Source organism: Shewanella sp. P1-14-1 (genome assembly GCF_001401775.1).
In the GTDB taxonomy this organism is placed as follows: Bacteria; Pseudomonadota; Gammaproteobacteria; order Enterobacterales; family Shewanellaceae; genus Shewanella; species Shewanella japonica.
Map to the genome: position 1 here is coordinate 108,156 of NZ_LKTL01000009.1, position 24,277 is coordinate 132,432.

22 protein-coding genes and 1 riboswitch are annotated in these 24,277 nt (G+C 43.1%); of the genes, 20 read left to right on the top strand and 2 right to left on the bottom strand.

The window, feature by feature from the left end; all coding sequences use genetic code 11:
* Window positions 1–23 precede the first annotated feature (23 nt).
* The 10 genes from fdh3B (AN944_RS08455) to AN944_RS08500 all read left to right on the top strand — a co-directional run bounded on the left by fdh3B (AN944_RS08455) (window position 24) and on the right by AN944_RS08500 (window position 12,480).
* Entirely contained in the window at window positions 24–620 is a 597-nt protein-coding gene (gene fdh3B, locus AN944_RS08455) for a formate dehydrogenase FDH3 subunit beta (RefSeq protein WP_055024167.1), read from the top strand.
* Between the two features lie 50 nt (window positions 621–670).
* Window positions 671–1,681, top strand: a complete 1,011-nt coding sequence (locus AN944_RS08460) for a formate dehydrogenase subunit gamma (protein ID WP_055024168.1) — start codon at window positions 671–673, stop codon at window positions 1,679–1,681.
* Window positions 1,682–2,481: 800 nt separating this feature from the next.
* Window positions 2,482–2,679 (top strand): twin-arginine translocation signal domain-containing protein, encoded by a 198-nt coding sequence (locus AN944_RS08465; protein WP_055024169.1) that lies wholly within the window; start codon window positions 2,482–2,484, stop codon window positions 2,677–2,679.
* Window positions 2,680–2,696: 17 nt separating this feature from the next.
* On the top strand, window positions 2,697–5,552 hold the full coding sequence (locus AN944_RS08470) for a molybdopterin-dependent oxidoreductase (protein ID WP_055024170.1): 2,856 nt from the start codon (window positions 2,697–2,699) through the stop codon (window positions 5,550–5,552).
* Window positions 5,553–5,580: 28 nt separating this feature from the next.
* On the top strand, window positions 5,581–6,150 hold the full coding sequence (gene fdh3B, locus AN944_RS08475; protein WP_055024171.1) for a formate dehydrogenase FDH3 subunit beta: 570 nt from the start codon (window positions 5,581–5,583) through the stop codon (window positions 6,148–6,150).
* A gap of 74 nt (window positions 6,151–6,224) precedes the next feature.
* Entirely contained in the window at window positions 6,225–7,214 is a 990-nt protein-coding gene (locus AN944_RS08480; protein WP_055024172.1) for a formate dehydrogenase subunit gamma, read from the top strand.
* A 306-nt stretch (window positions 7,215–7,520) separates the two neighbouring features.
* Complete coding sequence (locus tag AN944_RS08485; RefSeq protein WP_055024173.1) at window positions 7,521–8,858, top strand: coproporphyrinogen III oxidase family protein; 1,338 nt, start codon at window positions 7,521–7,523, stop codon at window positions 8,856–8,858.
* Window positions 8,859–9,030: 172 nt separating this feature from the next.
* A complete protein-coding gene (locus tag AN944_RS08490; RefSeq protein WP_055024174.1) occupies window positions 9,031–9,882 on the top strand; it encodes a PfkB family carbohydrate kinase in 852 nt (283 codons plus the stop codon).
* A gap of 403 nt (window positions 9,883–10,285) precedes the next feature.
* Window positions 10,286–11,743 (top strand): sensor domain-containing diguanylate cyclase, encoded by a 1,458-nt coding sequence (locus tag AN944_RS08495; protein WP_055024222.1) that lies wholly within the window; start codon window positions 10,286–10,288, stop codon window positions 11,741–11,743.
* A gap of 29 nt (window positions 11,744–11,772) precedes the next feature.
* Complete coding sequence (locus AN944_RS08500; protein ID WP_055024175.1) at window positions 11,773–12,480, top strand: MOSC domain-containing protein; 708 nt, start codon at window positions 11,773–11,775, stop codon at window positions 12,478–12,480.
* Between the two features lie 80 nt (window positions 12,481–12,560).
* Here AN944_RS08500 and AN944_RS08505 read toward each other — a convergent pair whose 3' ends face one another.
* On the bottom strand, window positions 12,561–14,483 hold the full coding sequence (locus AN944_RS08505; protein WP_055024176.1) for a methyl-accepting chemotaxis protein: 1,923 nt from the start codon (window positions 14,481–14,483) through the stop codon (window positions 12,561–12,563).
* 182 nt (window positions 14,484–14,665) lie between these two features.
* A complete protein-coding gene (locus tag AN944_RS08510) occupies window positions 14,666–16,315 on the bottom strand; it encodes an electron transfer flavoprotein-ubiquinone oxidoreductase (RefSeq protein ID WP_055024177.1) in 1,650 nt (549 codons plus the stop codon).
* A gap of 208 nt (window positions 16,316–16,523) precedes the next feature.
* Window positions 16,524–16,657: riboswitch (molybdenum cofactor riboswitch) on the top strand.
* On the opposite strand from AN944_RS08510, the gene moaA reads away from it, so the two are divergent.
* The 10 genes from moaA to AN944_RS08560 all read left to right on the top strand — a co-directional run bounded on the left by moaA (window position 16,645) and on the right by AN944_RS08560 (window position 24,239).
* Entirely contained in the window at window positions 16,645–17,625 is a 981-nt protein-coding gene (moaA, locus tag AN944_RS08515) for a GTP 3',8-cyclase MoaA (protein ID WP_055024178.1), read from the top strand. Its footprint overlaps the riboswitch before it by 13 nt.
* Window positions 17,626–17,682: 57 nt before the next feature.
* Window positions 17,683–18,165, top strand: a complete 483-nt coding sequence (gene moaC, locus AN944_RS08520) for a cyclic pyranopterin monophosphate synthase MoaC (protein WP_055024179.1) — start codon at window positions 17,683–17,685, stop codon at window positions 18,163–18,165.
* A 39-nt stretch (window positions 18,166–18,204) separates the two neighbouring features.
* A complete protein-coding gene (gene moaD, locus AN944_RS08525; protein WP_055024180.1) occupies window positions 18,205–18,453 on the top strand; it encodes a molybdopterin synthase sulfur carrier subunit in 249 nt (82 codons plus the stop codon).
* A gap of 1 nt (window position 18,454) precedes the next feature.
* The gene (gene moaE / locus AN944_RS08530; protein WP_055024181.1) at window positions 18,455–18,940 is read left to right on the top strand and encodes a molybdopterin synthase catalytic subunit MoaE; all 486 of its coding nucleotides are present in this window, start codon (window positions 18,455–18,457) and stop codon (window positions 18,938–18,940) included.
* A 17-nt stretch (window positions 18,941–18,957) separates the two neighbouring features.
* Window positions 18,958–19,833 (top strand): molybdate ABC transporter substrate-binding protein, encoded by an 876-nt coding sequence (gene modA / locus AN944_RS08535; protein WP_055024182.1) that lies wholly within the window; start codon window positions 18,958–18,960, stop codon window positions 19,831–19,833.
* 3 nt (window positions 19,834–19,836) lie between these two features.
* Window positions 19,837–20,517, top strand: a complete 681-nt coding sequence (gene modB / locus AN944_RS08540; protein WP_055024183.1) for a molybdate ABC transporter permease subunit — start codon at window positions 19,837–19,839, stop codon at window positions 20,515–20,517.
* Entirely contained in the window at window positions 20,498–21,604 is a 1,107-nt protein-coding gene (locus tag AN944_RS08545) for an ABC transporter ATP-binding protein (RefSeq protein ID WP_055024184.1), read from the top strand. Before modB ends, AN944_RS08545 begins: the two co-directional genes overlap by 20 nt.
* Before the next feature lie 84 nt (window positions 21,605–21,688).
* Window positions 21,689–22,213: a hypothetical protein gene (locus AN944_RS08550; protein ID WP_055024185.1), complete on the top strand. Its 525-nt coding sequence runs from the start codon at window positions 21,689–21,691 to the stop codon at window positions 22,211–22,213.
* A 42-nt stretch (window positions 22,214–22,255) separates the two neighbouring features.
* Entirely contained in the window at window positions 22,256–22,933 is a 678-nt protein-coding gene (locus AN944_RS08555) for a response regulator transcription factor (RefSeq protein WP_055024186.1), read from the top strand.
* Window positions 22,934–22,964: 31 nt separating this feature from the next.
* The gene (locus tag AN944_RS08560; protein ID WP_225442287.1) at window positions 22,965–24,239 is read left to right on the top strand and encodes a HAMP domain-containing sensor histidine kinase; all 1,275 of its coding nucleotides are present in this window, start codon (window positions 22,965–22,967) and stop codon (window positions 24,237–24,239) included.
* Window positions 24,240–24,277 lie beyond the last annotated feature (38 nt).

Genomic DNA, 24,277 nt, shown 5'->3' on the forward strand with positions numbered 1-24,277 from the left:
ACTTGATGAGGAGATAAGCCATTATGGCAGTCATGAAATTTTTGTGTGACACCAAACGCTGCATCGAGTGTAACGGTTGCGTCACAGCTTGTAAGAACGAAAACGATTCCGCTCTAGAGTGGGGAATTCAACGTCGCCGTGTAGTCACTATCAATGATGGTGAACCAGGCGAAGCATCAATCTCAGTGGCATGTATGCACTGTACCGATGCACCTTGTATGGCCGTTTGTCCGGCGGATTGTTTCTATCAAACCGAAGACGGTCTAATTTTGCACGACAAAGATACGTGTATTGGTTGTGGCTATTGCTTCTATGCTTGTCCTTTCGGTGCGCCGCAGTTCCCTAAAAAGACTGCATACGGCAGCCGAGGCAAAATGGATAAGTGTACTTTCTGTGCCGGTGGCCCAGAAGAGAACCATTCAGAAGCTGAACGCAAGAAGTACGGTGCAAACCGTATTGCTGAAGGCAAATTACCTATGTGTGCGGAGCTTTGTTCAACCAAAGCCTTGCTTGCTGGTGATGCTGAAATTGTATCTACCATTTACCGTGAACGTATGGCAAAACGTGGTAACCCAAATACTATTTGGGGCTACGATCCTAAAACGGGTGATATGGTTTAGGCAGTGCAAATGGTTACGGACAGTGGTCCGTAACCAAGCAAGGAGTGACAATGTTAAACAATCAGTTAAACAAATCACTGCGTAGCTTATTTGCTCTGTTAGTTCTGGTGATGGGGTTGGGTTTTGCGACCACAACGTTAGCGGCAGATGAACAATCAAGTAAGCAGCAGGCAGGGAAAGAAAACCCAGCAGATTTATGGCGAGCAGTTAAGGCCGGTGACTCAGGCTTTACCACAGCTCAAGGTATCGAACCTGGGGTGCTAATTAATGTTGGCGGCAACGAAGGAAGATTACTAAGAGATAAGTATATTACACCAGCAGTAGCGCTTGCGTTGGTGGGTGTATTTGGTGCTTTCTTAATCTTTTACTTTGTTAATGGTCCAGCAAGATTAAGCAAAGGTTTCTCTGGCAAAATGGTCGAGCGCTGGTCGAAGGCAGACATTTGGCTGCATTGGATTATGGCCATTGCGTGTTTAATCTTAATGCTGACAGGCTTAGTGATTTTACTGGGTAAATTTGCGATTCAACCGTACGTTAGTAATAGCATTTGGGCTGGTATTATTGCCTTTTGTAAGCTAGTACATGATTGGGTTGGTCCAGTATTTATCGTGTCTTGGCTTATGTGTATCGTTAAGTGGATGCCATTACAAACCATCAAGATGTATGACATTAAATGGTTCTTAGTTGTAGGTGGTTATATCAACTTCGGTCCATTTAAAGGTAAGCATCCAGACAGTGGTTTTGCTAACGCTGGTGAGAAAATGTGGTTTTGGACATTAGTCTTCTTTGGTCTATTTATCAGTGTTTCTGGCATGATGTTAGTGCTACCTGGTTTAGACTTACCACGTGAAGCGTCTATGGTTGCGTTACTGGTTCACGGAGTGAGCGCGGCGATCTTAATTGCATTTACGATTGTGCATATTTGGATGGCAACGGCATTAAGTGAAGGCGGTTTGGAATCTATGATTTCAGGCTACTGTGATGAAAACTGGGCAATCCAGCATCACAACCTTTGGTACGATGAGATTAAAGCCAACGGTACGTTGAAATATCAAGACTAAAGCTCATTAGTAAATAACTAAGCGAGTAAAACGCCTCAAAGACACATTGCTTTGGGGCGTTTTTATTGGATTGATATAAAATAAGCTGCTGACGTATCAAAATTGTAAATAATGTCAGTCGTTATTCCTGTCATTCACTCAATAATCTTGCCAATTTCTGTTTGTAAAAAATCAGTCTGATTACCTTGTTGCTGCATCGTGTTGGAGCTCCTGTTTACCGTTTTGGCTGGACGATGAAGATAGTGGATTAATTGGTTGTCAGCCTCTTGTTTTTCACACCGGTAAAATCGGTTGTAATAAGAGAGAAGGTGATGTGATTGTTAATGATGTCATCAACATTTATCAATTCCACCTGGTCATATTCCTTCATAGCTAAAAAGACTATTGAATAAGCTTTTAAGCTCAAATAGCTATAAGTAAATAATAAGAATTCTCAATACCAAAGTGAGATTATTTCTTTATAAATCAGTCACTATGTTAATTTTTTTAACATTTGTTGTTGTCTGATTTTTACCCCGTTCTAGATGTCTTCCATAATGCTCATGATAAAAATTTGACCTAGTTAACGCTTTCTACTTTCCGTGTCTTTTTTTGGAATATGAACAGGTGCTAGATCAATTTTTTCTTCGTTATCTCTCTATATATTAGCCACGTAAATTTGTGGATATTATTCATTTAGAAGTGTTTTTACCTTTCTGGCCTACTTAGTTAACCATTTGTTTACAAATGGTGTTTAGTGACCGTAAAGGCCTACAAGGGCATCAACCACAGAGTTGGTGTGATTTAAACCGGGAGTAAAGATGAAGAAGCAACAGCCTGATCTGAATCGCAGATCTTTGCTGAAAGCCATCACCGTAGGCAGCGCTGCATCAGCAGCCATCGCCGTAACTGGTGTGAGTGTGGCTCAAGCAACCGAGAGTAACGTTAGCAAGAAAGATTCTAACGGTTACAAAGAAACTGCGCATATTCGTAGCTACTACGATAGCTTACGCGGCTAATTCAGGAGAAATAAGCGATGAAGTTAACTCGCAAGTCTACCGCAGCTCCTAAAGCTGCTACCAAGTCGCTCGGTATCAACCGTCGTCAATTTATGAAGAATGCAGGTATTGCTACTGGTGGTATCGCCGCTGCTTCACTAATGGGCACTGGCATGATGCGTAGAGCAGAAGCTCATGATGTACCTCATGATGCGCCAACTGAAATCAAACGTACTGTATGTTCTGCATGTGCTGTTGGTTGTGGTTTATACGCTGAAGTACAAAATGGCGTTTGGACAGGTCAAGAGCCTGCATTCGATCACCCATTCAACGCTGGTGGTCACTGTGCTAAAGGTGCTGCTTTACGTGAACATGGTCACGGTGAAAAGCGTCTTAAGTACCCAATGAAACTTGTTGATGGCAAGTGGAAGAAATTATCTTGGGAACAAGCTTACAACGAAGTCGGCGACAAAATGCTTGATATTCGTGAAGAGTCTGGTCCAGATTCAGTTTACTTTATGGGTAGTGCTAAGTTCTCGAACGAAGGCTGCTACATGTATCGTAAATTTGCGGCAATGTGGGGCACGAACAACGTAGACCACTCTGCACGTATTTGTCACTCTACCACGGTAGCTGGTGTTGCTAACACTTGGGGCTACGGTGCGCAAACTAACTCTTTCAACGATATCCAGAATGCAAATGCAATCTTCTTCATCGGTGCAAACCCGGCTGAAGCGCATCCAGTTGCAATGCAGCATATCTTAATCGCGAAAGAGAAAAACAACGCTAAGATTATCGTTGTTGACCCTCGTTTCTCACGTACTGCTGCACATTCAGATCTTCACTGTGCATTGCGTCCAGGTACTGATATCCCATTCATCTACGGTATGCTTTGGCACATCTTCGAAAACGGTTGGGAAGACAAAGCGTTCATCCAAGAACGTGTTTTCGAAATGGAAACTATTCGCGAAGAAGTGAAGAAGTTCCCACCGAAAGAAGTTGCAGACATCACTGGTTGTAGTGAAGAAGAAGTTTACCAAGCTGCGAAAATGATGGCAGATAACCGTCCAGGTACTGTTGTTTGGTGTATGGGTGGTACTCAGCATCACGTCGGTAATGCGAACACTCGTGCTTACTGTATCCTTCAATTAGCACTAGGTAACATGGGTGTTAAAGGCGGCGGAACAAACATTTTCCGTGGTCACGATAATGTTCAAGGCGCAACTGACTTAGGTTTATTATTTGATAACTTACCTGGTTACTACGGCCTGACTTCTGGCGCATGGGATCACTGGACAAACGTTTGGGACCTAGACAGAAATTGGGTTTCTAGCCGTTTCGACCAAAATGAATACCTTGGCCGTGTGCCAATGAATACTCCTGGTATTCCTTGTTCACGCTGGCATGACGGTGTTTTAGAAACACCTGAAAAATTAGCGCAAAAAGACCGTGTACGCATGGGCTTCTTCTGGGGTCAATCAGTTAACACTGAAACTCGTCAAGATGATGTTCGTGAAGCACTAGACAAGATGGACACTGTTGTTGTTGTGGATCCTTTCCCAACTATGGCTGGTGTTATGCACCGTCGTCAAAACGGCGTTTACTTGCTTCCAGCTTGTACTCAGTTTGAAACTGAAGGTTCAGTATCTAACTCTGGTCGTTCACAACAATGGCGTGAAAAAGTTGTTGAGCCATTATTTGAATCAAAAACTGACCTTGAGATCATGTACCGTCTATCTCAAAAACTTGGTTTTGCTGAACAGTACACTAAGCGTATCGCTAAAGATGCAAATGACATTCTAGTTATTGAAGACATCACTCGCGAAATTAACCGCGGTATGTGGACAATTGGTATGTCAGGTCAAAGCCCTGAGCGTATCAAAGAGCACACTCAAAACTGGGGCACGTTCAGCAACAAGACACTTGAAGCTGCTGGCGGACCTGCTAAAGGCGAAACTTACGGTTTACCTTGGCCTTGTTGGGGTACTCCAGAGCAGAAGCACCCTGGTACTCAAATCCTATATAACACGCACAAACACGTGTTAGAAGGCGGCGGTAACTTCCGTGCACGCTACGGTATCGAATACAAAGGTAAGAACCTTCTTGCTGAAGGCAGCTTCTCTAAAGGCGCTGAAATCACAGATGGTTACCCAGAGTTCACTGCAGACATGCTTAAACAGCTTGGCTGGTTTGATGAACTAACTGCTGAAGAGAAAGTTCACGCTGAAGGTAAAAACTGGAAGACTGATATCTCTGGTGGTATCCAACGCGTTGCAATGAAGCACGGCTGTATCCCTTACGGTAACGCTAAAGCTCGTTGTATTGTTTGGACATTCCCTGACCAAGTACCTGTTCACCGTGAGCCGTTATACACGCCTCGTCGTGACTTAGTATCTAAGTACCCAACGTACGCAGATATGCAAGTACACCGTTTACCTACGCTGTACAAAACAATTCAAGACAACGACAACAGTGCTAAGTACCCACTTGCGCTAACATCTGGTCGTCTTGTTGAGTACGAAGGTGGTGGTGAAGAGTCTCGTTCTAACCCTTGGTTAGCAGAACTTCAACAAGAAATGTTTGTTGAAATCAACCCTGCTGATGCTGCAGATCGTGGTCTACGTGATGGCGATACAGTGTGGTTAGAAGGTGCTGAAGGCGGACGCATCAAGATTAAAGCAATGGTTACTCCACGCGTTAAGCCTGGTGTTACTTGGATGCCATACCACTTCGCGGGTGAAATGCACGGTGAAAGCCTTGCACCTAACTACCCAGAAGGCACTGTTCCTTACGTACTAGGTGAATCAGCTAACACTGCACTGACCTATGGTTATGACCCTGTAACACAAATGCAGGAAACCAAAGCGTCGCTTTGTCAAATTGAAAAAGCGTAATTGCAGCTTAAGCTAGGAGAATTGCCAAATGGCTACAATGAAATTTTTATGTGATACCAAGCGCTGCATTGAATGTAATGGTTGTGTCACAGCTTGTAAAAACGAAAACGACTCTGCTTTAGAGTGGGGTATTCAACGTCGTCGCGTAGTAACTATCAATGATGGTGAGCGTGGTGAAGCGTCTATCTCAGTAGCATGTATGCACTGTAGTGATGCACCTTGTATGGCAGTATGTCCTGCAGACTGTTTCTACAAAACAGAAGACGGCATTGTGCTTCACGACAAAGATACTTGTATCGGTTGTGGTTACTGTTTATATGCATGTCCTTTCGGTGCTCCACAGTTCCCTCAGTCAGGCGCTTTCGGCAGCCGTGGCAAGATGGACAAGTGTACTTTCTGTGCCGGTGGCCCTGAAGAAGATCATTCTCATGCTGAACGTGAGAAGTACGGTGCTAACCGTGTTGCTGAAGGTAAACTTCCAATGTGTGCTGAGCTTTGTGCAACTAAGTCTCTTCTTGCTGGTGATGCAGAAATTGTTTCTGCTATCTTCCGTGAGCGTGTTGCTTACCGCGGAGCTAACAAAGGTGTTTGGGGTTAATCTCCAGACGTGTTAGTCAGCTTAGCTATGATGCCTAGGGCAACCTAGGCATCACATAGCATAGAGGATGTAATATGAACAAGTGGTTCAAACAAATTGGCGTTGTTATCGCATTGATGTTCAGTGTTATGACATTCGCACACGCTAGTGGAAGTGGTGAAGAATCTCTTACCGTTCAAGATGGCAATGCGCAATTATGGGCACAGCTTAAAGACGGTGTAGAGGGACGTACCACATCGACAAGTGAGTTCCATGCACAACCAATCAATACTTATGATTTACGTGTATTCGAACTTCGTAGTGACTTATTAGCGCCAGCGTTATTGGCTGCGCTATTTGGTATGATCATCATCTTCTTACTGTTTATCAAAATAAACGGTATTTCAAAATTACACGGTGGTTTCACCGGTAAGATGGTGTATCGCTGGTCTAAATTTGACGTATCAATACATTGGCTTGGTGCTATTCCATGTATGTTATTGATTTTGACAGGTTTAGTGCTATTGGCTGGCCGTTTCTTCTTCCAACCGTATATCGGTGAAGGAATGTGGTCTAGCATGGTATATTTGTCTAAAGAAATCCATGATTACATGGCTATCCCATTCATGTTGGGTTGGGCGTTAATGGTTGTTCTTTGGGCTAAAAACCAAATGCCAAAAATGTATGACATTAAATGGATGATGGTTGTTGGTGGTTACATTAACTTCGGTCCATTTAAAGGTAAGCACCCTGACGCTGGCTTTGCTAACGCAGGTGAAAAACTATGGTTCTGGGCATTTGCTCTATTTGGTCTATTCATCTCAGTATCAGGAATGTTATTACTGTTCCCGAACTTATTTGAACCAAGCCGTAACCTAAGCTTACTTGCTCTTGTTGTTCACTCAGTGAGTGCAATTATTATCTGTGCTTTCTCTATCGTTCACATCTTCATGGCAACAGCTATGTCTGAAGGTGGTATGGATTGTATGGTGTCTGGTTACTGTGATGAGCAGTGGGCTAAGCAGCATCACAACCTTTGGTATGATGAAATCAAAGAAAAAGGCGAGCTTAAATACAGAGACTAGTCGTCTTGGAATTTAAGGAAAAATACCCTCAATGGCATCGCTTTTGAGGGTATTTTTGTATCTGACTTTGATAGATCAAAATTTAAACATAGATATTTCTTATAATTAACATAGTGATATTGTTTATTAGTGATTAATTATTTACCAGGTGCTAATCTGTGATCTCCTTGGTAAAAATTAACTCCTTGGCTTGTTATTCAACGTTAAGTTATAGATAGTTCACACAAAGGTCAGTGATTTAAGAGTATTCTGCTCACACTGCAGCTATGAGCTGCGAGTCTGCTCATTCTTAAGGTAGGAAATGCTATGTCATCAATAATTAAACCATCAGACACCATTATTCAGTCGCCTTATCAAGCGAACATTACCACGCCAGACTGGATGATCAGTGCGATGGAGAAAGTGATGCAGTTTTATGTTGATCGTAATTTACGATTGGACACTGTATCTGCTGAAATGATGCCAAAGCCAGTTGAAGGTAAAAAGTACATGCTCTATGCGCATGTGCCTTTTTGTCATACCTTGTGTTCTTACTGTACTTTCCACCGTTTCTTATTTAAAGAAGACAAAGCCCGTCGCTATTTTGTTTCTTTACGTAAAGAAATGGATATGGTGAAAAACTTAGGTTATGACTTCGAATCTATGTATATCGGTGGCGGGACTACCACGGTATTAGAAGATGAGTTAGCACGTACCATTGAACATGCAAAAACCTTATTCCCAAATATTAAAGAGGTATCGTGTGAATCCGACCCTCAGCATCTCGATAGCGAAGGCTTCAAGCAGTTAGAAGGCTTAGTCGACCGTATGTCTATTGGTGTACAAAGCTTTAATGATGATATCTTGACCATGACAGACCGAATTGAAAAGTTCGGTACTGGTCAGCAGACGTTCGATAAAATCATGGCGGCTAAAGAGCTATTCCCTATCATTAATGTCGATTTGATTTTCGGTTTCCGTGGTCAAACAGATGAAATCATCCAGCATGATTTGGATATGGCATCTAAATTAGACCCACGCCAAATTACTACTTATCCATTGATGATTACTCACCAAACACGTAAAAGCGTCAAGGGTAAACTGGCTGCGCCGCACGGTGATATGGCCCGTCAATATCGTCAAATCCTTAACAGCTTAAACGGTCAATATACGCAACTTTCAGGTTGGGCATTTGGTAAAGCCAACAACGAAGGCTTTGATGAGTATGTGATTGATTATGATGAGTACTTAGGGGTTGGTTCAGGCTCTTTCAGCTTCTTGGATGACACCTTATACGTGAATACTTTCTCGCTGAAAAAGTATCAAGAACGTGTTGAGAACGGCCTGATGGGCGTTGAGCAACAAAAGCAATACGGCAAAAAAGAAGTCATGCAATATCGCTTCTTATTAGGTATGTTCTCAGGCCGTTTATCACGTAAATATTTCCGTGAAACCTTTGGTGTGAATTTAGACACTGCCTTGTTTAAAGAAATGGCTTCAATGAAAGCGATTGGCGCAATTAAAAATGACCCGAACGATCCAGATAATTTGATTTGGACCGATAATGGTAAAATGATGGGCTTGCTGATGATGAAAGAGTTTTACTCTGGTATGGATAATGTCCGTGCACAATTACGCAAACCACTCAGACCAGAAGACATGTAAGCTTACGCTATAGTCAGCTGATATCGTCTAGTAAATATCGTGAAATTAAAGGCAGTGATAATCTTCACTGCCTTTTTTGTTTTTGCAGTATACTGATTTTGATATCACTCAAATGACTGTGGTTCCACTGAGATGGTTTTATTGCGATTCAATAATTCAGACAGAGAGCGCTATGGCTAATATATTACTCCTTGCCAATATCAATTGTGACCGACTTCTGCAGCTTGATAAGCCACTGCAAACAGGTGGTCGCTTTCATTATCAAGACGGCGGCTCACGTTTGGGCGGCGGCGGTGCCAATACTGGCATCGGCTTGGTATGGGCAGGGCATTCGGTGTCTTTAGTGAGCCAAGTGGGTAATGATAAGGTGGGCAACTGGATATTGGCGCAAGCCAGTACTCAAGGGTTGGATTGTCGGCTTGTCGAGCGTTTTGAAGGAACCACATGTGAAATGTTGTTGGTCATGACGCCTGATGGTGAGCGCACTATCATTCGCCCACAACGGCCAGTTTTTGAATTACCCTCTCCACCGAAATGGCAGCAGTTTGATGCGCTATACACTAATTCATCAGCAAAAGGCATTAGTGGCTGGACGACTTCGGCGTTAAACGATTGCCTTGTCGTCTCTCAATTAGCCAAAGATGAACGCGTTCGTCCTTGTCATGTGCTTATTGCTTCAATCACTGATATGCAAGGTCGTTGTATTGGAGATAAATGGGAGTTTGCCGAGCAAATTGCTGGTGAGTCATTACAATATTTTGTGGTCACAGACGGTGAAAATGGTGCAGTCGCTTACAGCAAAGACGCACAAGTGCATGTGCCTGCTGTATTAGCTGAGGTTGTTGATACAACAGGTGCTGGCGATGCTTACGCTGCAGGACTGATCCATTACTTGTGTCAGCAAAGAGGTATCAAAGAAGCGATGGAAGAAGGGGCCCGTTGGGCAGCATTCGCGGTTGCGACTCCTAGTTCAGTACCAGGACATTGCTTGCAACACTATTTAACAGCGCCAGAATCTGAGTAGAAGCGGGCCTAGGCCGTACACATTCAGCTTCATCGTTTCGTCATTTTTGTGTCGCTAATCTGTCATATTACAAGATTATACTTTCGCCGTAATTTGTTGAAAGCTTAGTCTTTTTCATCGGAGATTGCGTTTTAGCTGTACTCTTCCTACTTCCTGGAAGTTAATTACAACCCTATTTATTCTGTTTGATCTTACGGCCCTGCATTCCCCCATTTGCAGGGCTTTTTTTATTCATTTTTGTCGCTGACGAATTGAGTGCGGTTGGCAAATTGTAAAGCTAATTGGAAAATCGGTGCGTCACTTAGGCTTTTCAGTTAGTATTTACATTGAGTTAACATGTTCACAGAAACCCGTTCTCTGGGGTTCGCTTGAATTTATGCGCGATGAAGTTATTAGGGGCATTATGGGAAATAAAGTTTGGAACGATAAAAAACGTTTTATCTGGATATTATCCATTCTACTTTTGGCTGCATTTATAGTAACAAGCAGCATTAGCTATCAAGTTGCACATGACTCGTTAAGCGAACAGATTGAAGACAACACATTGCCACTGACCAGTGACAATATCTATTCCGAAATTCAGCAAGATTTATTACGCCCTATCTTTATTTCATCTTTGATGGCTCAAGACACCTTTGTCCGTGATTGGACGATTAATGATGAGCAGCAACCTGAAAAGCTAGTGCGCTACCTGAGAGAAATTCAAAACAAATACGATACAGTGACCAGTTTTTTTGTATCAGAAGCGAGCCGAAATTATTATCATTCTTCAGGGGTTCTGAGAAAAATAGAAGACGTCTCTAATGACGATGCATGGTATTTTCGAGTGCGCTCTTTGCCGCAAGATGAAGACTACGAAGTTAATATTGATACCGATACTGCTGATAAAAATCGTACCGTGATTTATGTAAACTACAAAGTTTATGATTTTGAGGGTAACTTTATCGGTGTTACTGGAGTCGGACTTGCCGTTGAGCGAGTTAAAAAACTGATAGATCTGTATCAAACACGTTATAACCGCCGAGTATATTTTTCCGATAGGCAGGGCAATATTAAGCTGCACAGCAGTGGATTTGAAGGTGCTACCACATTACAGAGTAGTGCAGGGCTAGAAAAGCTGGCGACTCGAATTCTCACCAGTCCTAGTGCATCATTTTCTTACCATAGAGATAACAGAACGATTTACTTAAACAGCCGCTTAGTTGAAGAGTTCAAATGGTACTTGATGGTAGAACAAGACGAAGTGCAAGCAGAGAAAAAACTACTAACGACGTTTTGGATTAATATTGGTTTGAGTTTGGTTGTGACCTTAGGGATATTGTTTATTGCCAATATGACGATAGGTAAATATCAGCGAAAGTTAGAGTTAATGGCATCCACAGACAAGTTAACTGGTGCAGCCAATCGACAAGTCTTTGAAGATTACTTTGCTCAGGCGCTATCTCGCTCAGTGGTAGATGGCACAGTTATGTCAGTGCTGATCCTCGATATTGACCACTTTAAACAAGTGAATGATCAATATGGTCATAACATTGGCGATCTTGTCATTCAATCTGCAGCGAATGTGCTTAAATCCCATTTAACAGATGCCGACTTGTTATGTCGCTGGGGCGGCGAAGAGTTTTTAGTTTTATTGGCTAATACCAATATCAGTCAAGCTAATGAGTTGGCTGAAAAAATGCGGGAGTCAGTCGCAGCGAAAACCATTAAGGTTAATGGGAGTAAAATCAGTGTCACCTTAAGTTGTGGGGTGGCTGAACATCGCAAGACAGAAAAACCAGAAGAGTTAGTAAATCGCGCTGATATCGCCCTTTACCAAGCGAAAGCACAAGGTCGAAATCAGGTGGTTTTATCTTATTAAAGTAGCGCTTTTACAATGAGAGAGTAGTCATGGCAGGCCATGTGTTAGCAAGCAAAATATCAGGATTATTTTGTGGGGATAAAATTAATTCTTTAGGCAGTATCGACAGTGGGATGAACAACAAATTGCCCATGCAAGTGCTGAAGGTTAATCAACACCAAGTTGAGGGAGATGCTCAAGCGGATCCGATTCATCATGGTGGCGAAGAGCGAGTATTACATCATTTCCCTCGAGAACATTATGGGCAATATCGTCGCTGGGATCTCATCAGCAATCATAAAGACGTGCCAGCGATGGGTGAAAATATTAGTACCGTGGGACTCGATGAGTCTCAGGTGAATATTGGCGATATTATTCAAATTGGCGAAGTACTGTTGCAAGTGACGCAGCCACGCTCACCTTGCTTTAAGCTAAATCAGCAATTCGGCCATCCTAAATTTGCTCTCGCCATGCAAGAGAGTCGCATGTGTGGTTGGTTTTATCGGGTATTACAAGCGGGTGAGATTAACGCTAGCGATAGCATCGTCCTCATTGAGCGTAAATCTGATATCAGTGTTGCGCAAGCAATGAAAATCTATTTCTTACCAGAAGTCGATGCCGAGCAATATCAACTGCTGATGCAGTGTGAAGGACTGGCTAATAATTGGGTTACCAGTATGCAAAAGCGTATCGATACTCAAACCATTGAAAATTGGCAGTATCGTTTATATGGCCCAGAAGGTGAGCCTGTTGAGTAAATCTTAACTTGCTCATCAATTAAGTCGCAATAAAAAACGCACTGTATAGTGCGTTTTTAGTCTCTGATTAAAGCATCCGTTTATTCAATTTTAAATCGGGCTACTAACACATCAAGTCGACTTGCTAAGCTATTCAGTGATTCACTGGCTTGGGCTGCGGCCTTGGCTGTATCAGCTGTGCGCTGAGTAATATCGTTGATTTCAGTGACATTACGATTAATGTCTTCGACAACGGTAGATTGCTCTTCTGTTGCCGCTGCCACTTGAATGTTCATATCACTGATTGACGCAATTTGCTGGCTAATACCGCTAAGTGATTGGCTCGCTTCATCCACAGCGTTAACGCCTTCTTGAGAACGATTACGAGATGTTTCCATTGCAACAACAGCACGGCTGGCTTCAGATTGTAATTTATCAATCATGGTTTGCACTTCGTTAGTTGAATCCGCTGTACGTGAAGCAAGGCTTCTAACTTCATCAGCAACCACTGCGAACCCTCTACCAGCTTCTCCAGCACGTGCAGCTTCAATAGCAGCGTTGAGTGCCAGTAAGTTGGTTTGCTCTGAAATAGCGCGGATCACATCTAAGATACCGCCAATAGACTTAGTGTGAGTCGCCAACGACTCAATCACTTCACCGACCTGTTCTACGTCATTTGAAAGTTGATTAATGGTGCTCCTTGCACTCATTACCACTTGCTGTCCATCAGAGGATTCGGTATCTGCTTCTTTAGCCGTTACCGCTGCTTGGGCTGCATTACTGGCAATTTCATTGACCGTTGCTCCCATTTCATTAATGGCGGTGACAACCATAATGGTTCTATCTTTTTGCTGCTGGCTGTCATCTAAAGTTTGGTTTGCTTGGGCTGAAACATCTTTGGCGGATAAACTCAGTTGTTCACTGGTTCTAGCCACTTCAATGACGGATTCTTGAATTTTCGTGATAAAGCTATTAAATCCTTTTGCCAGCTGAGCCAGTTCATCATGACCTTCAACTGGAAGACGTTGACGTAAATCACCTTCACCTTCGCCAATATCTTTAAACAGTTCGGCAACCTTAGCAATAGGGCGGCTCACTGAAGAAGCAACAGCACTTGCTACGATAATAAAGAACACCGCGATAATGATGGTGCCAAGTATGATTTGGTACACAGCTTTATCGAGTAGGGCAAAAATCTCAGACTCAGGCACTTCCGCAACTAAGTACCAGTCCATAGCAGGAATATAACTACTTGCCACCATTTTACTTTCACCATTAACCTCAATGCGCATTAAGTTAAAGTCATTTTTAGCTAATAAAGATTGGCTATTGGTGCCAGAATAAAACCCACTTAAATTGGCTTTACCTATCTGGTTCGGATCTGGGTGAAGTTTCACGCTACCTGATGCGTCAACAAGATAAACAAAGCCACTATCTTCAATCTTGAATGAAGCAAGTTGTTGCACCATATCATCAAGAGATTTAGCTAAACCGACTAACCCTCGGCCATTAGGTTGCTGATAGTTGATAAACAGTTTTACTTCGCCAGTTGTTTCAGTAAAGACATTCAGCATTCGCTCCTGTCCGCTATTGAGATAGTCGAAAAACCAACTATCTTGCTGCGGATTAAGAACGCGAAGAAAACCATCTTGAGTGTAATAAGCTGCTGTTTCACGGTCCGCGTAGGAGGCTTGTACTAACTGATACTGTGCTTGTATATCACCTAACTGGGCAATCACATCGTCTTCTCTATCATTGGGACGACCTTGCTCTACCCAATCCAGTAGCATTCGGCTTTTTGCCAGTTGTTCTGCGGCATTGAGCAAGTTGTTAATATCAAGCTCTAATTTATGACGTATTTGCATCAATAAGCTCGGCAGTTCTGAATCAATCATACGCTGCTCAACAACGACTTTCGCGCTACGCTGGCTCAATACTCCCACTAGCATGGTTGAAAACACCACGCCAAAGATCATCGAGAATAAGATTTTTTGTTTAATGGATAGATGTTTTAGCTGATTCATTCGGACAACCTAATTAGTTCGATATGTTTAATATCGGCAATTTGCGGAATAATTAAATAGGTTTTATGTGGTCTTGAGCTAATTTTGCGGTAATAGGTTATTTATACAATAAAAAAACGCACCAATTAATAGTGCGTTTTGTTGAAGTGACAATTTTGCTTAAGTGATAGTAAGGATATCAACTACATATTTGGATAGTTTGGACCACCGCCGCCTTCTGGGGTGACCCAAGTGATATTTTGGCTTGGGTCTTTAATGTCACAGGTTTTACAGTGGATACAGTTTTGCGCATTAATCACAAACTTGTTTTCAGGACCTTCAGCGACGACTTCATACACGCCAGCAGGGCAATATCGTTGCGCTGGTTCGTTGTATTTTATTAAGTTTACCGCGATAGGAATTGAGGCATCTTTAAGTTGCAAATGACACTTCTGCTCTTCCTCATGATAGGTATTTGAAAGATAAACAGAAGACAGTTTATCAAAGCTTAATTTACCATCCGGTTTTGGATACTCTATAGGAGTAAAGTCTTTCGCTAAGCCCATTTCTGCATGATCTGGGGTTTCATCTCGCAAGGTGATTGGGAACTTGCCGCCAAACCAGTTTTGATCGATAAAGTTAAATGCGCCACCCAAATAAGTGCCAAACTTATGCAGAGCAGGGCCAAAGTTACGTGATTGGAATAACTCTTCGTGTAACCAGCTTTGTTCGATACGAGTTTGGAAACAATCAAGATCCTTACCCGCTTCAACACCAGCCATTAAGGCTTCACCTAAGGTTTCGGCTGCCACAATACCGCTCTTCATTGCAGTGTGAGTGCCTTTAATTTTGGCAAAGTTCAAGGTGCCAGCATCACAGCCAATCAGAAGACCACCAGGGAAGCTCATTTTTGGTAGTGAGTTTAAGCCGCCTTTTGCGATTGCGCGCGCGCCGTAGGTTAAGCGTTCACCACCTGTCAGTGTTTGGCTGATCACAGGGTGCTGCTTATAACGTTGGAACTCGTCAAATGGACTGACGTGAGGGTTCTTGTAGTTTAAGTCGATGATTAACCCTACCGCAACTTGGTTGTCTTCCATGTGGTATAGGAATCCGCCACCTGAAGTACCTTGGTTTAATGGCCAGCCACCAGTATGGACAACTTTACCTTCTTGATGTTGCTCGGCAGGAATTTTCCAGATCTCTTTAAAACCTAAACCATAATGCTGTGGGGTCTTTCCGTTATCAAGGTGATATTTTGCGATTAGCTCTTTACCTAGGTGGCCTCGACAACCTTCAGAAAAGACGGTGTATTTGGCATGTAATTCCATACCTGGCATATAGCTGTCTTTTTCTTCGCCGTTAGCGCCGACGCCCATATCGCCAATTAAAATGCCTTTTACGCTGTTATCTTGATTAAACAGCACTTCACTTGCAGCAAATCCTGGGAAAATTTCAACGCCTAAGCCTTCAGCTTTTTCAGCTAACCAGCGGGTTAAGTTCCCGACGCTGATAATATAGTTGCCTTCATTATGCATGGTTTTAGGCACTAAGCTGTTCGACATTAACTTGGAGTTTGACTCTGAGCTAAGTAAATAAATCTCGTCGTGAGTCACTTTGGTAGTCAAAGGGATATCGGATTCTCGCCAATCTGTGAACAATTCATCCAATACTTTAGGTTCGAAAACCGCACCTGATAAGATGTGCGCTCCAACCTCAGAGCCTTTTTCAACCACACAGACGGTCATTTCTTTATCTGCATCTTGTGATATTTGCATTAATCGACATGCAGTAGCGAGTCCGGCAGGTCCTGCACCGACTATTACTACATCGAATTCCATAGATTCGCGTTCCATCATCTCACCTTTGATCTTCGTTTCCCGGTTTATGGCGGGTTTGTTGTTTTTTTGTTTTACTCACCTTACCTCAAAAATGACTTAGGTCACAGTAGCAACTGCGATTTTGAGCTCGTGAGCTAGCTCGCAAATCTTTACAGATTTTGCTCAAACTGGGACAAATTGTCATAAAAAGGTACTGATCCGAGTGATTTTAGGCCTATAATCAAGGTTGACGGTTCTCCGAGCTCTATATCCTACGTCCACAGATACGGGTATTTAGCCGTGGTAATAATGCCACCGGGGTGAGTAAAGAAATGCGCTTACCTCCCACACTTGGAAAGGTTAACATGTCCCAACTACAAGACAGCTTTGGTCGAAGATTTCACTATCTGCGGATGTCAGTCACTGACGTTTGTAATTTCAAATGTACCTATTGCCTCCCTGATGGCTACAAGCCTGATGGCAAGCCTAAGTTCCTTGCGCTAAATGAAATAGAAAATTTAGTGGCAGCGTTTGGCGAGGTAGGTACGCAAAAAATCCGCATTACCGGTGGTGAGCCGACACTAAGAAAAGATTTTACCGATATCGTTCGTATTGTTGCCGACAATGACAACATTAATACTGTCGCAATGACAACCAACGGTTATCGTCTCGAAAAACATGCTAAAGAATGGTACGACGCAGGCTTGCGACGCATTAATGTTTCAGTTGATAGTCTTGATCCTAAGATGTTTTACCAAATTACTGGTGAAAACAAATTTGATGAGGTCATGCGCGGAATCGATGCTGCATTGGATGCTGGCTTTGAGCGAATTAAAATTAACGCCGTATTGTTAAAAGGCTTAAATGACAAAGATTTGCCACGTTTTTTACATTGGATCAAAAGCACACCGATTGATTTGCGCTTTATTGAACTCATGGAAACGGGCTTGGGTCATGATTATTTTAACGCACACCATTTAGCTGGCCTTGATATCAAGTTAAAACTTGAGTCAGAAGGCTGGTTATATGACTTACCTAGCGTAGATGATGGTCCTGCACAAAACTTTAGTCACCCAGATTATCAAGGCCGTATCGGATTGATTATGCCGTACGCCAAAAACTTTTGCGCTAGCTGTAATCGCCTGCGAGTCTCAGCCAAAGGTAAATTGCACTTGTGTCTATTTACCGAAAATGGTTTGGACTTACGAGATTTATTGCAACACGAATCTCAACGAGCAGAGTTAATTGAGCGTTTACACAGTCAGTTAGCGCAAAAAGAAGAAACCCATTATTTACATCAAGGGATAACAGGTGTAACCAAACATTTAGCATCAATTGGTGGCTAATCTTGGTTGCAAAGTTCAATCCCTAACTGACATCTAGATTTTATAAGGCAAGTTAGCATGAGCAATTGTTTTACCCATATCAATGCCGATGGCAACGCGCACATGGTCGATGTGACAGAGAAAAACATTACTGAACGTGAAGCGCGTGCTGAAGCATTCATTGAAATGGCGCCAAGTACGTTAGAAATGATCATGAGTGGCAGCCATCACAAAGGTGATGTGTTTGCGACAGCCCGTATTGCAGGTATTCAAGCTGCTAAAAAAACCTCAGATTTAATCCCGCTATGTCATCCACTTATGCTGACGAAAGTTGAAGTGGACTTAGAAGCTCAACCGGAACACAATCGCGTTCGTATTACCAGTTTATGTAAACTTTCTGGTAAAACCGGTGTTGAGATGGAAGCATTAACGGCTGCATCAACGGCGGCGTTAACGATTTACGACATGTGTAAAGCGGTTCAAAAAGACATGATTATTTCCCAAGTACGTTTACTCGAAAAGCGTGGTGGTAAATCAGGTCACTTCCAAGCTGAAGATTAATTTTTCGCTGGCATCCAAAATATTTAAAGAGATATTGTCATGATTCAGGTTTTATTTTTTGCACAAGTTAGAGAGTTACTGGGTACAGCCAAAACAGAAATCTCAGCTGAAGGGATCACAAACACCGAGCAGTTACGCCAAGCATTGGCATCGACGGATGAGAAATGGGCAAAAGTCTTGTCTTCAGACAAACTACTTGTTGCCGTGAATCAAACCATGAGCGCATGGGATGCTGCGGTTGCTGATGGTGATGAAGTTGCTTTTTTCCCTCCAGTGACAGGCGGTTAATATGACGGCCAGTAAAGAAACAAACCCAAAACAAGTCGTCCGTGTTCAGACGGCCGATTTTAATGTCGCCGATGAATATGCTGCTATTGCGGCTGACAACAGTGACGGCGCTGTGGTGACCTTTGCCGGTAAAGTGCGTGATTTTAATGATGGCAGTGCGGTAACGGATCTGACCCTTGAGCATTATCCTGGTATGACAGAAACGGTATTAGTCCAATTAGCGGAGCAAGCTTATGAGCGCTGGCCGCTAAACTATGTCACGATTATTCACCGTGTAGGTCGTATGGAACTAGGAGAGCAAATCGTGTTTATCGGTGTCACCAGTATGCATCGTAAAGCGGCATTTGCAGCGTGTGAATTCTTAATCGATTTCTTAAAAACCAAAGCGCCATTTTGGAAATTAGAAGCCGGTGAAGAAGGCAATAACTGGGTTGAAGCACGCGACTCTGACGAACAAGCTGCATCAATGTGGAATGATGTTAAGTAAATAAGGACACTAAGTTTATGACCGTGAGTTGCCGTTTGTCGCAGGGTATTCAAACTTTAGTGTTGAGTGGGGTTATTGGTTTGATGACCTTAGTGTCATTCTCGGCACAAGCAGCCAAACCCCCTGCGATTGCTGCAGCATCGAATGTCAAGTTTGCCTTAGATGAAATTGTGGCGAACTTTACCGCTGAAACGGGCCTGAAGCTTAGAGTGTCTTACGGTTCTTCTGGTAATTTTGTGGCGCAGATTCAACATGGTGCGCCTTTTGAAATGCTGCTTAGCGCTGATGAGTTTTATGTACAGCAGTTACATAAAGTCGGTAAAACTGACTCTGATGGTGATATTTATGCCATTGGTAAACTTGCCCTTGTTGCGCCTAATAACTCTTCTTTAAACCTTGATCCGCAACTTGCAGGTCTTGAAGCGGCAATTGAGCAAGGCGAAATTAAACGTTTTGTGATTGCTAACCCGGCTCACGCTCCCTACGGCGAACGTGCTCAAGCGCTATTAACAGACAAAGGCCTTTGGGAAGCACTGCAGTCAACCATCATTATGGGTGAAAATGTCTCTCAGGCGGCTCAATTTGCCCTAAGCGGTTCTGCTCAAGGTGGTATTGTGGCGTTATCATTAGCTTCTGCGCCGCAGTTCAGCAAAATGGGACGCTATGTTGAAATCCCGCAGTCTTTATATCAACCGATTAATCAACGCATGGTGATGACCCCTAAAGCTGGTGATACCACCAAAGCGTTTTATGAATACATGAAGTCGAGTGCGGCTCATGACGTATTAGAAAATTACGGTTTTGGTTTTCCAGACTCACTGACAGACAAGCATCATTTGCATCAACCTAAACTTCGTGCACCACAACCAAGACAGCAAGTGGCGGAAGAGTAATTTATGGATTGGCAGTCATTGTGGCTATCGGCCAAGTTAAGCAGTGTAACCGTATTAATTTTAGTCCCAATGGCGGTATTTGTTGGCCGTTTTTTGGCTTACCGCCAGTTTAAAGGCAAGTCTTGGGTTGAAGCCTTGATTATGGTGCCACTTGTGTTGCCGCCGACCGTTATTGGTTATTACTTATTGGTTGGCTTAGGCAGCCAAAGCTTTATTGGGCAATGGGTTGAGCAATTTACTGGTGCACAATTAGTGTTTAACTTTTCCGGATTGGTTATTGCGTCTATCTTGGTCAATATTCCCTTCGCTGTTCAGCCAATTCAACGTGCTTTTGAAACTATCCCCCATGATATTCCAGATGCCGCAGCATGCTGTGGTATGAGCTGGTGGCGCATATTTCTCAAAATCGAATTACCGATGATCTGGCCCGGGATTTTGACTGCGGTGGTATTATGTTTTTCCCACGTATTAGGTGAGTTTGGTGTGGTATTGATGTTAGGCGGCAATATCGCAGGTGAAACGAAAACCATTTCAATTGCCATTTATGACAGTGTGCAAGCCTTTGACTTTGAAGCGGCGGGTACGATGTCGTTAGTGCTGCTTGTCTTTGCCATTAGTGTACTGGCAATCACTACCAGTTTATCAAAGCGTATTGGGGGGCAGCATGCCAACCCGCAACGCTGATTTACATTGCGATATTTCGCAGCAACTTCCTATTCCTTTATCGGCCAAGTTCGATTGTAAGGCTGGCGAAGTGCTGGCTGTAGTCGGGCCGTCTGGTGGAGGTAAAACCACCTTATTGCGGATGATTGCAGGTCTGAGTTCACCTGAAAAGGGCACCATTCAATGTGGCGGACAAGACTGGTATGCGAGTGAGCCTAAGTTGCATTTATCGCCTCAACAGCGTCATATCGGCTATGTACCGCAGCATTTTGGCTTGTTCCCACATTTAACAGCCCTTGAGAATGTCATTTCTGGCTTAGACCATATCCCTAAGAGCGAACGTAAAGCGAGGGCCTTAGACTGGCTTGAACGCGTTAACTTACATGGACTGCCTGCTAGGTTGCCTGCGCAATTATCTGGTGGTCAGCGTCAACGTGTGGCTTTAGCGAGGGCATTAGCCCGTGAGCCTTCGGTGTTATTACTTGATGAACCCTTCTCTGCCGTAGATAGGGAAACCCGTGAGCGATTATATATCGAGCTTGCACGGCTCAAATCGCAATTATCTATACCCGTTATCATGGTGACCCATGATATGAATGAAGCCTTGTTGCTGGCCGATAAAATGATTCTTATCAGTCAGGGAAATATGCTTCAGCAAGGTGAGCCGTTTGAAGTATTGTCCCATCCCCGTAATGAAACCGTCGCAAGGCAAATGGGGCTGCGTAATATATTTCACGCCGAAGTCAGTGGGCGAGATGAGGAAGCCAATATCACTTGGTTGAAAATGGGCGAACAGATCATCGCCAGTGATAGTGCGCCAGAGTTGGCGATAGGCCAACAGGTACGTTGGGTCATTCCAAACCAAGGTATTCGCTTTAATGCCATTTCCAGTGGGCGATTATGCCGTAGCATCAATAAACTGGATATCGTCATCGATTCGATTTTGGTCATGGGAGAATCTGTGCGTGTTAAGGCCTCTATGCGGGATGTGAAAGAGACCTTTAATATGGATGTTCCTTCTCACTTGGCCACTAAATTGAACTTGAAACCGGGATTAGAGACGACTATCGCGCTTAAATCTGAACAAGTTCATATACTAGAATCATGATCAATTATTAATCTTACAAAGCTTGGGTCTTTTGTCGGGCTTAGGTAAAGTATCACTATTCCAATTCTCTTTATTGAGGCTTTCATGTTCCGTATCGTTTTGTCGTTGCTAGTTGTGTTCCCGTCAATGGTGATGGCAACCCCGAGTATGCATACTTTGTTGTCTGAAGGTGGATACGTGCAACCGATAACTGTGATTGAACAAATTGAACTAGATTATCGCGGTATTGTTTCTTCATTTGATATGGATGTGGAAAATGGTCAGTTAATCTATGAAGTGGATGTACTCAACCTTGAAGACAGTGAAATCACTGAGCTGTCTTTTTTTGCTGTTGATGGCGCCTTGATGAAAAAGAAATTAACGACGCTTGAGTCCGATGATTTAGATCAGGTGAAGGCTGCCAAGGTATTAATTTCAAAAGGCATGACTTTTACCGAATTAGTTAAGTTGGCAAAAGAAAATCAGTCTGGGTATTTAATTGAAGCTGAGTTAGATCACGACCTTGCCATCAGCTATCTTGAGCTGAAACTGCTGAACGTCTCTAGTAAGCATACGATAGCGTTTGATATTGAAGAATTACGCCCATTGCCATTATTGCAGTGGGACTAAACTCACAATGAATTTCATGCTGTAAAACGAAGGAATAGCACTATGCGAGTATTAATCGTTGAAGATGACGCAACCACGCTACAATATGTTGCTGAAGGTTTTACCGCTCAACAATATCAAGTCGATACCGCGACAAATGGCCATGATGGCTTGCACCAAGCTAAACATAATCAATATGACATTATCATTTTAGATCGCATGTTACCTCAGCTTGATGGACTTACATTACTTACGGCATTACGTAATAACGGTAACCAGACTCCAGTATTAATCCTTTCGGCACTAAGCCATGTGGATGAGCGTGTAAAAGGTTTACGTGCTGGTGGTGATGACTATATGACCAAGCCATTTGCTTTTGCTGAGTTACAAGTGCGTGCAGAGAAGCTTATTCAGCGTAACGCTCCGTCTGCAACCAATACAGACTTGGAAGTGGGCAACTTAAAAATGGAGTTGTTGACTCGTAAAGTGACACTTGATGAACACGAGTTATTGTTACAACCTAAAGAGTTTCAGTTGCTTAAGTATCTGATGGAACACCCTAATCAAGTTATCAGTCGCACATTGTTATTTGAAGCAGTATGGGATTATCACTTTGATCCTCGCACCAATGTCATCGATGTGCACATTGCTAAATTACGTCGTAAGTTTGAAGAGTTAGGCCACCCTGAAATCATTGAAACGGTTCGAGGGGCTGGATATCGCCTTTGCAAAGGGAATTAAACCCTACCAAAGTAGTGCTTGGCGAATTACGCTGATTTTCTCAACACTGGTAACCTTACTCATTGTGTTACTGGTGTTTGGGCTCTATCGGCAATTGGTGATTGAACAGGAAAACCAAGTCGAGCAGCACCTTGCCACAGAAATGCAACGTTATCAGCAGTTAGCCTTAACGGTTGACCGTCGCAGCTTTGCAGCCCAAATACGCGCAGCGGATCCCAAAACTGCGCTCATAGCATGGCGTAACAGTGTTGATATGGTTGGTGCATTAAGTTTTGTGCCAGACAACATGCCGCTATTGCCTAAAACCCGTGACTTTCCGATTTTGACGGGTGGCCCAGATAAGCTACATATCCTCACTGGCGGAATCGTCATGACCCATTACGGGCCTGTGCTGATTGCAACTCGAACCGATAATTTGTCAGCCTTAATTGAGAAGTTTATCAATGCTGCTTTTTGGGCGGTTGCGTTTACTTTGGGCATCACTCTTGCGGTTGGTTTTGTGTTTTCCAAAGCCATTTTAAGACGATTGGTACAGTACAATTTACTCAGTGAGAAAATTGAACAAGGTGAGTACGACACCCGTTTGCCCGTTAGTCATAATCAAGATGAATTTGACATGTTAGCCGGACAATTTAACCGAGTGTTAGATACGCTTGAGCATAATTTAATGTCAGTGCGAGGCGTGACCGATAATATTGCCCATGACTTACGAACACCTTTATCACATTTGCGCATCGGTATTGAGCAGTTACCAAGTAAACCAGCTGAACAGGTTCCAGAACTCACGGCTATGCTACTTGAAGAGCTGGATCATTGTTTAGCGACTTTTGATGCGATGCTGTCATTAACACGCATTGAAGAAGGCCAGCAGACGTTAGATAAACAGCCTGTGAGTTTGCAGTTATTATGTGAAGACTTGTTTGAAATGGCAGAGGTGGTTGCGGAGTCGAAGCAGCAAACCTTGTCACTAAGTGTGGCTAATGATGTGACCATTTCAGGCGATAAATATTTGTTATTCCAAGCGCTGTTTAACTTAGTTGATAACGCTATTAAATATGCGCCTGAAGATGCCGAGATTAAAATTGTTCAAACTGGGCGCACTGTGCAGATTATTGATAACGGCCCCGGGATCAGCGACGAAGACAAAGAGCGAGTATTTGAGCGTCTTGTGAGGCTTGATCCAAGTCGTCACCACAAGGGGACAGGGCTTGGTTTATCAATGGTGAAAGCGATTTTATCCCGTCATCATGCTACTATTGAACTTAAAGATAATCATCCGGGTTTGATTGTCGACATTCAGTTTTAAGCCAGCTGGTAAAACAGATAAACCTTACTCATTTTCCC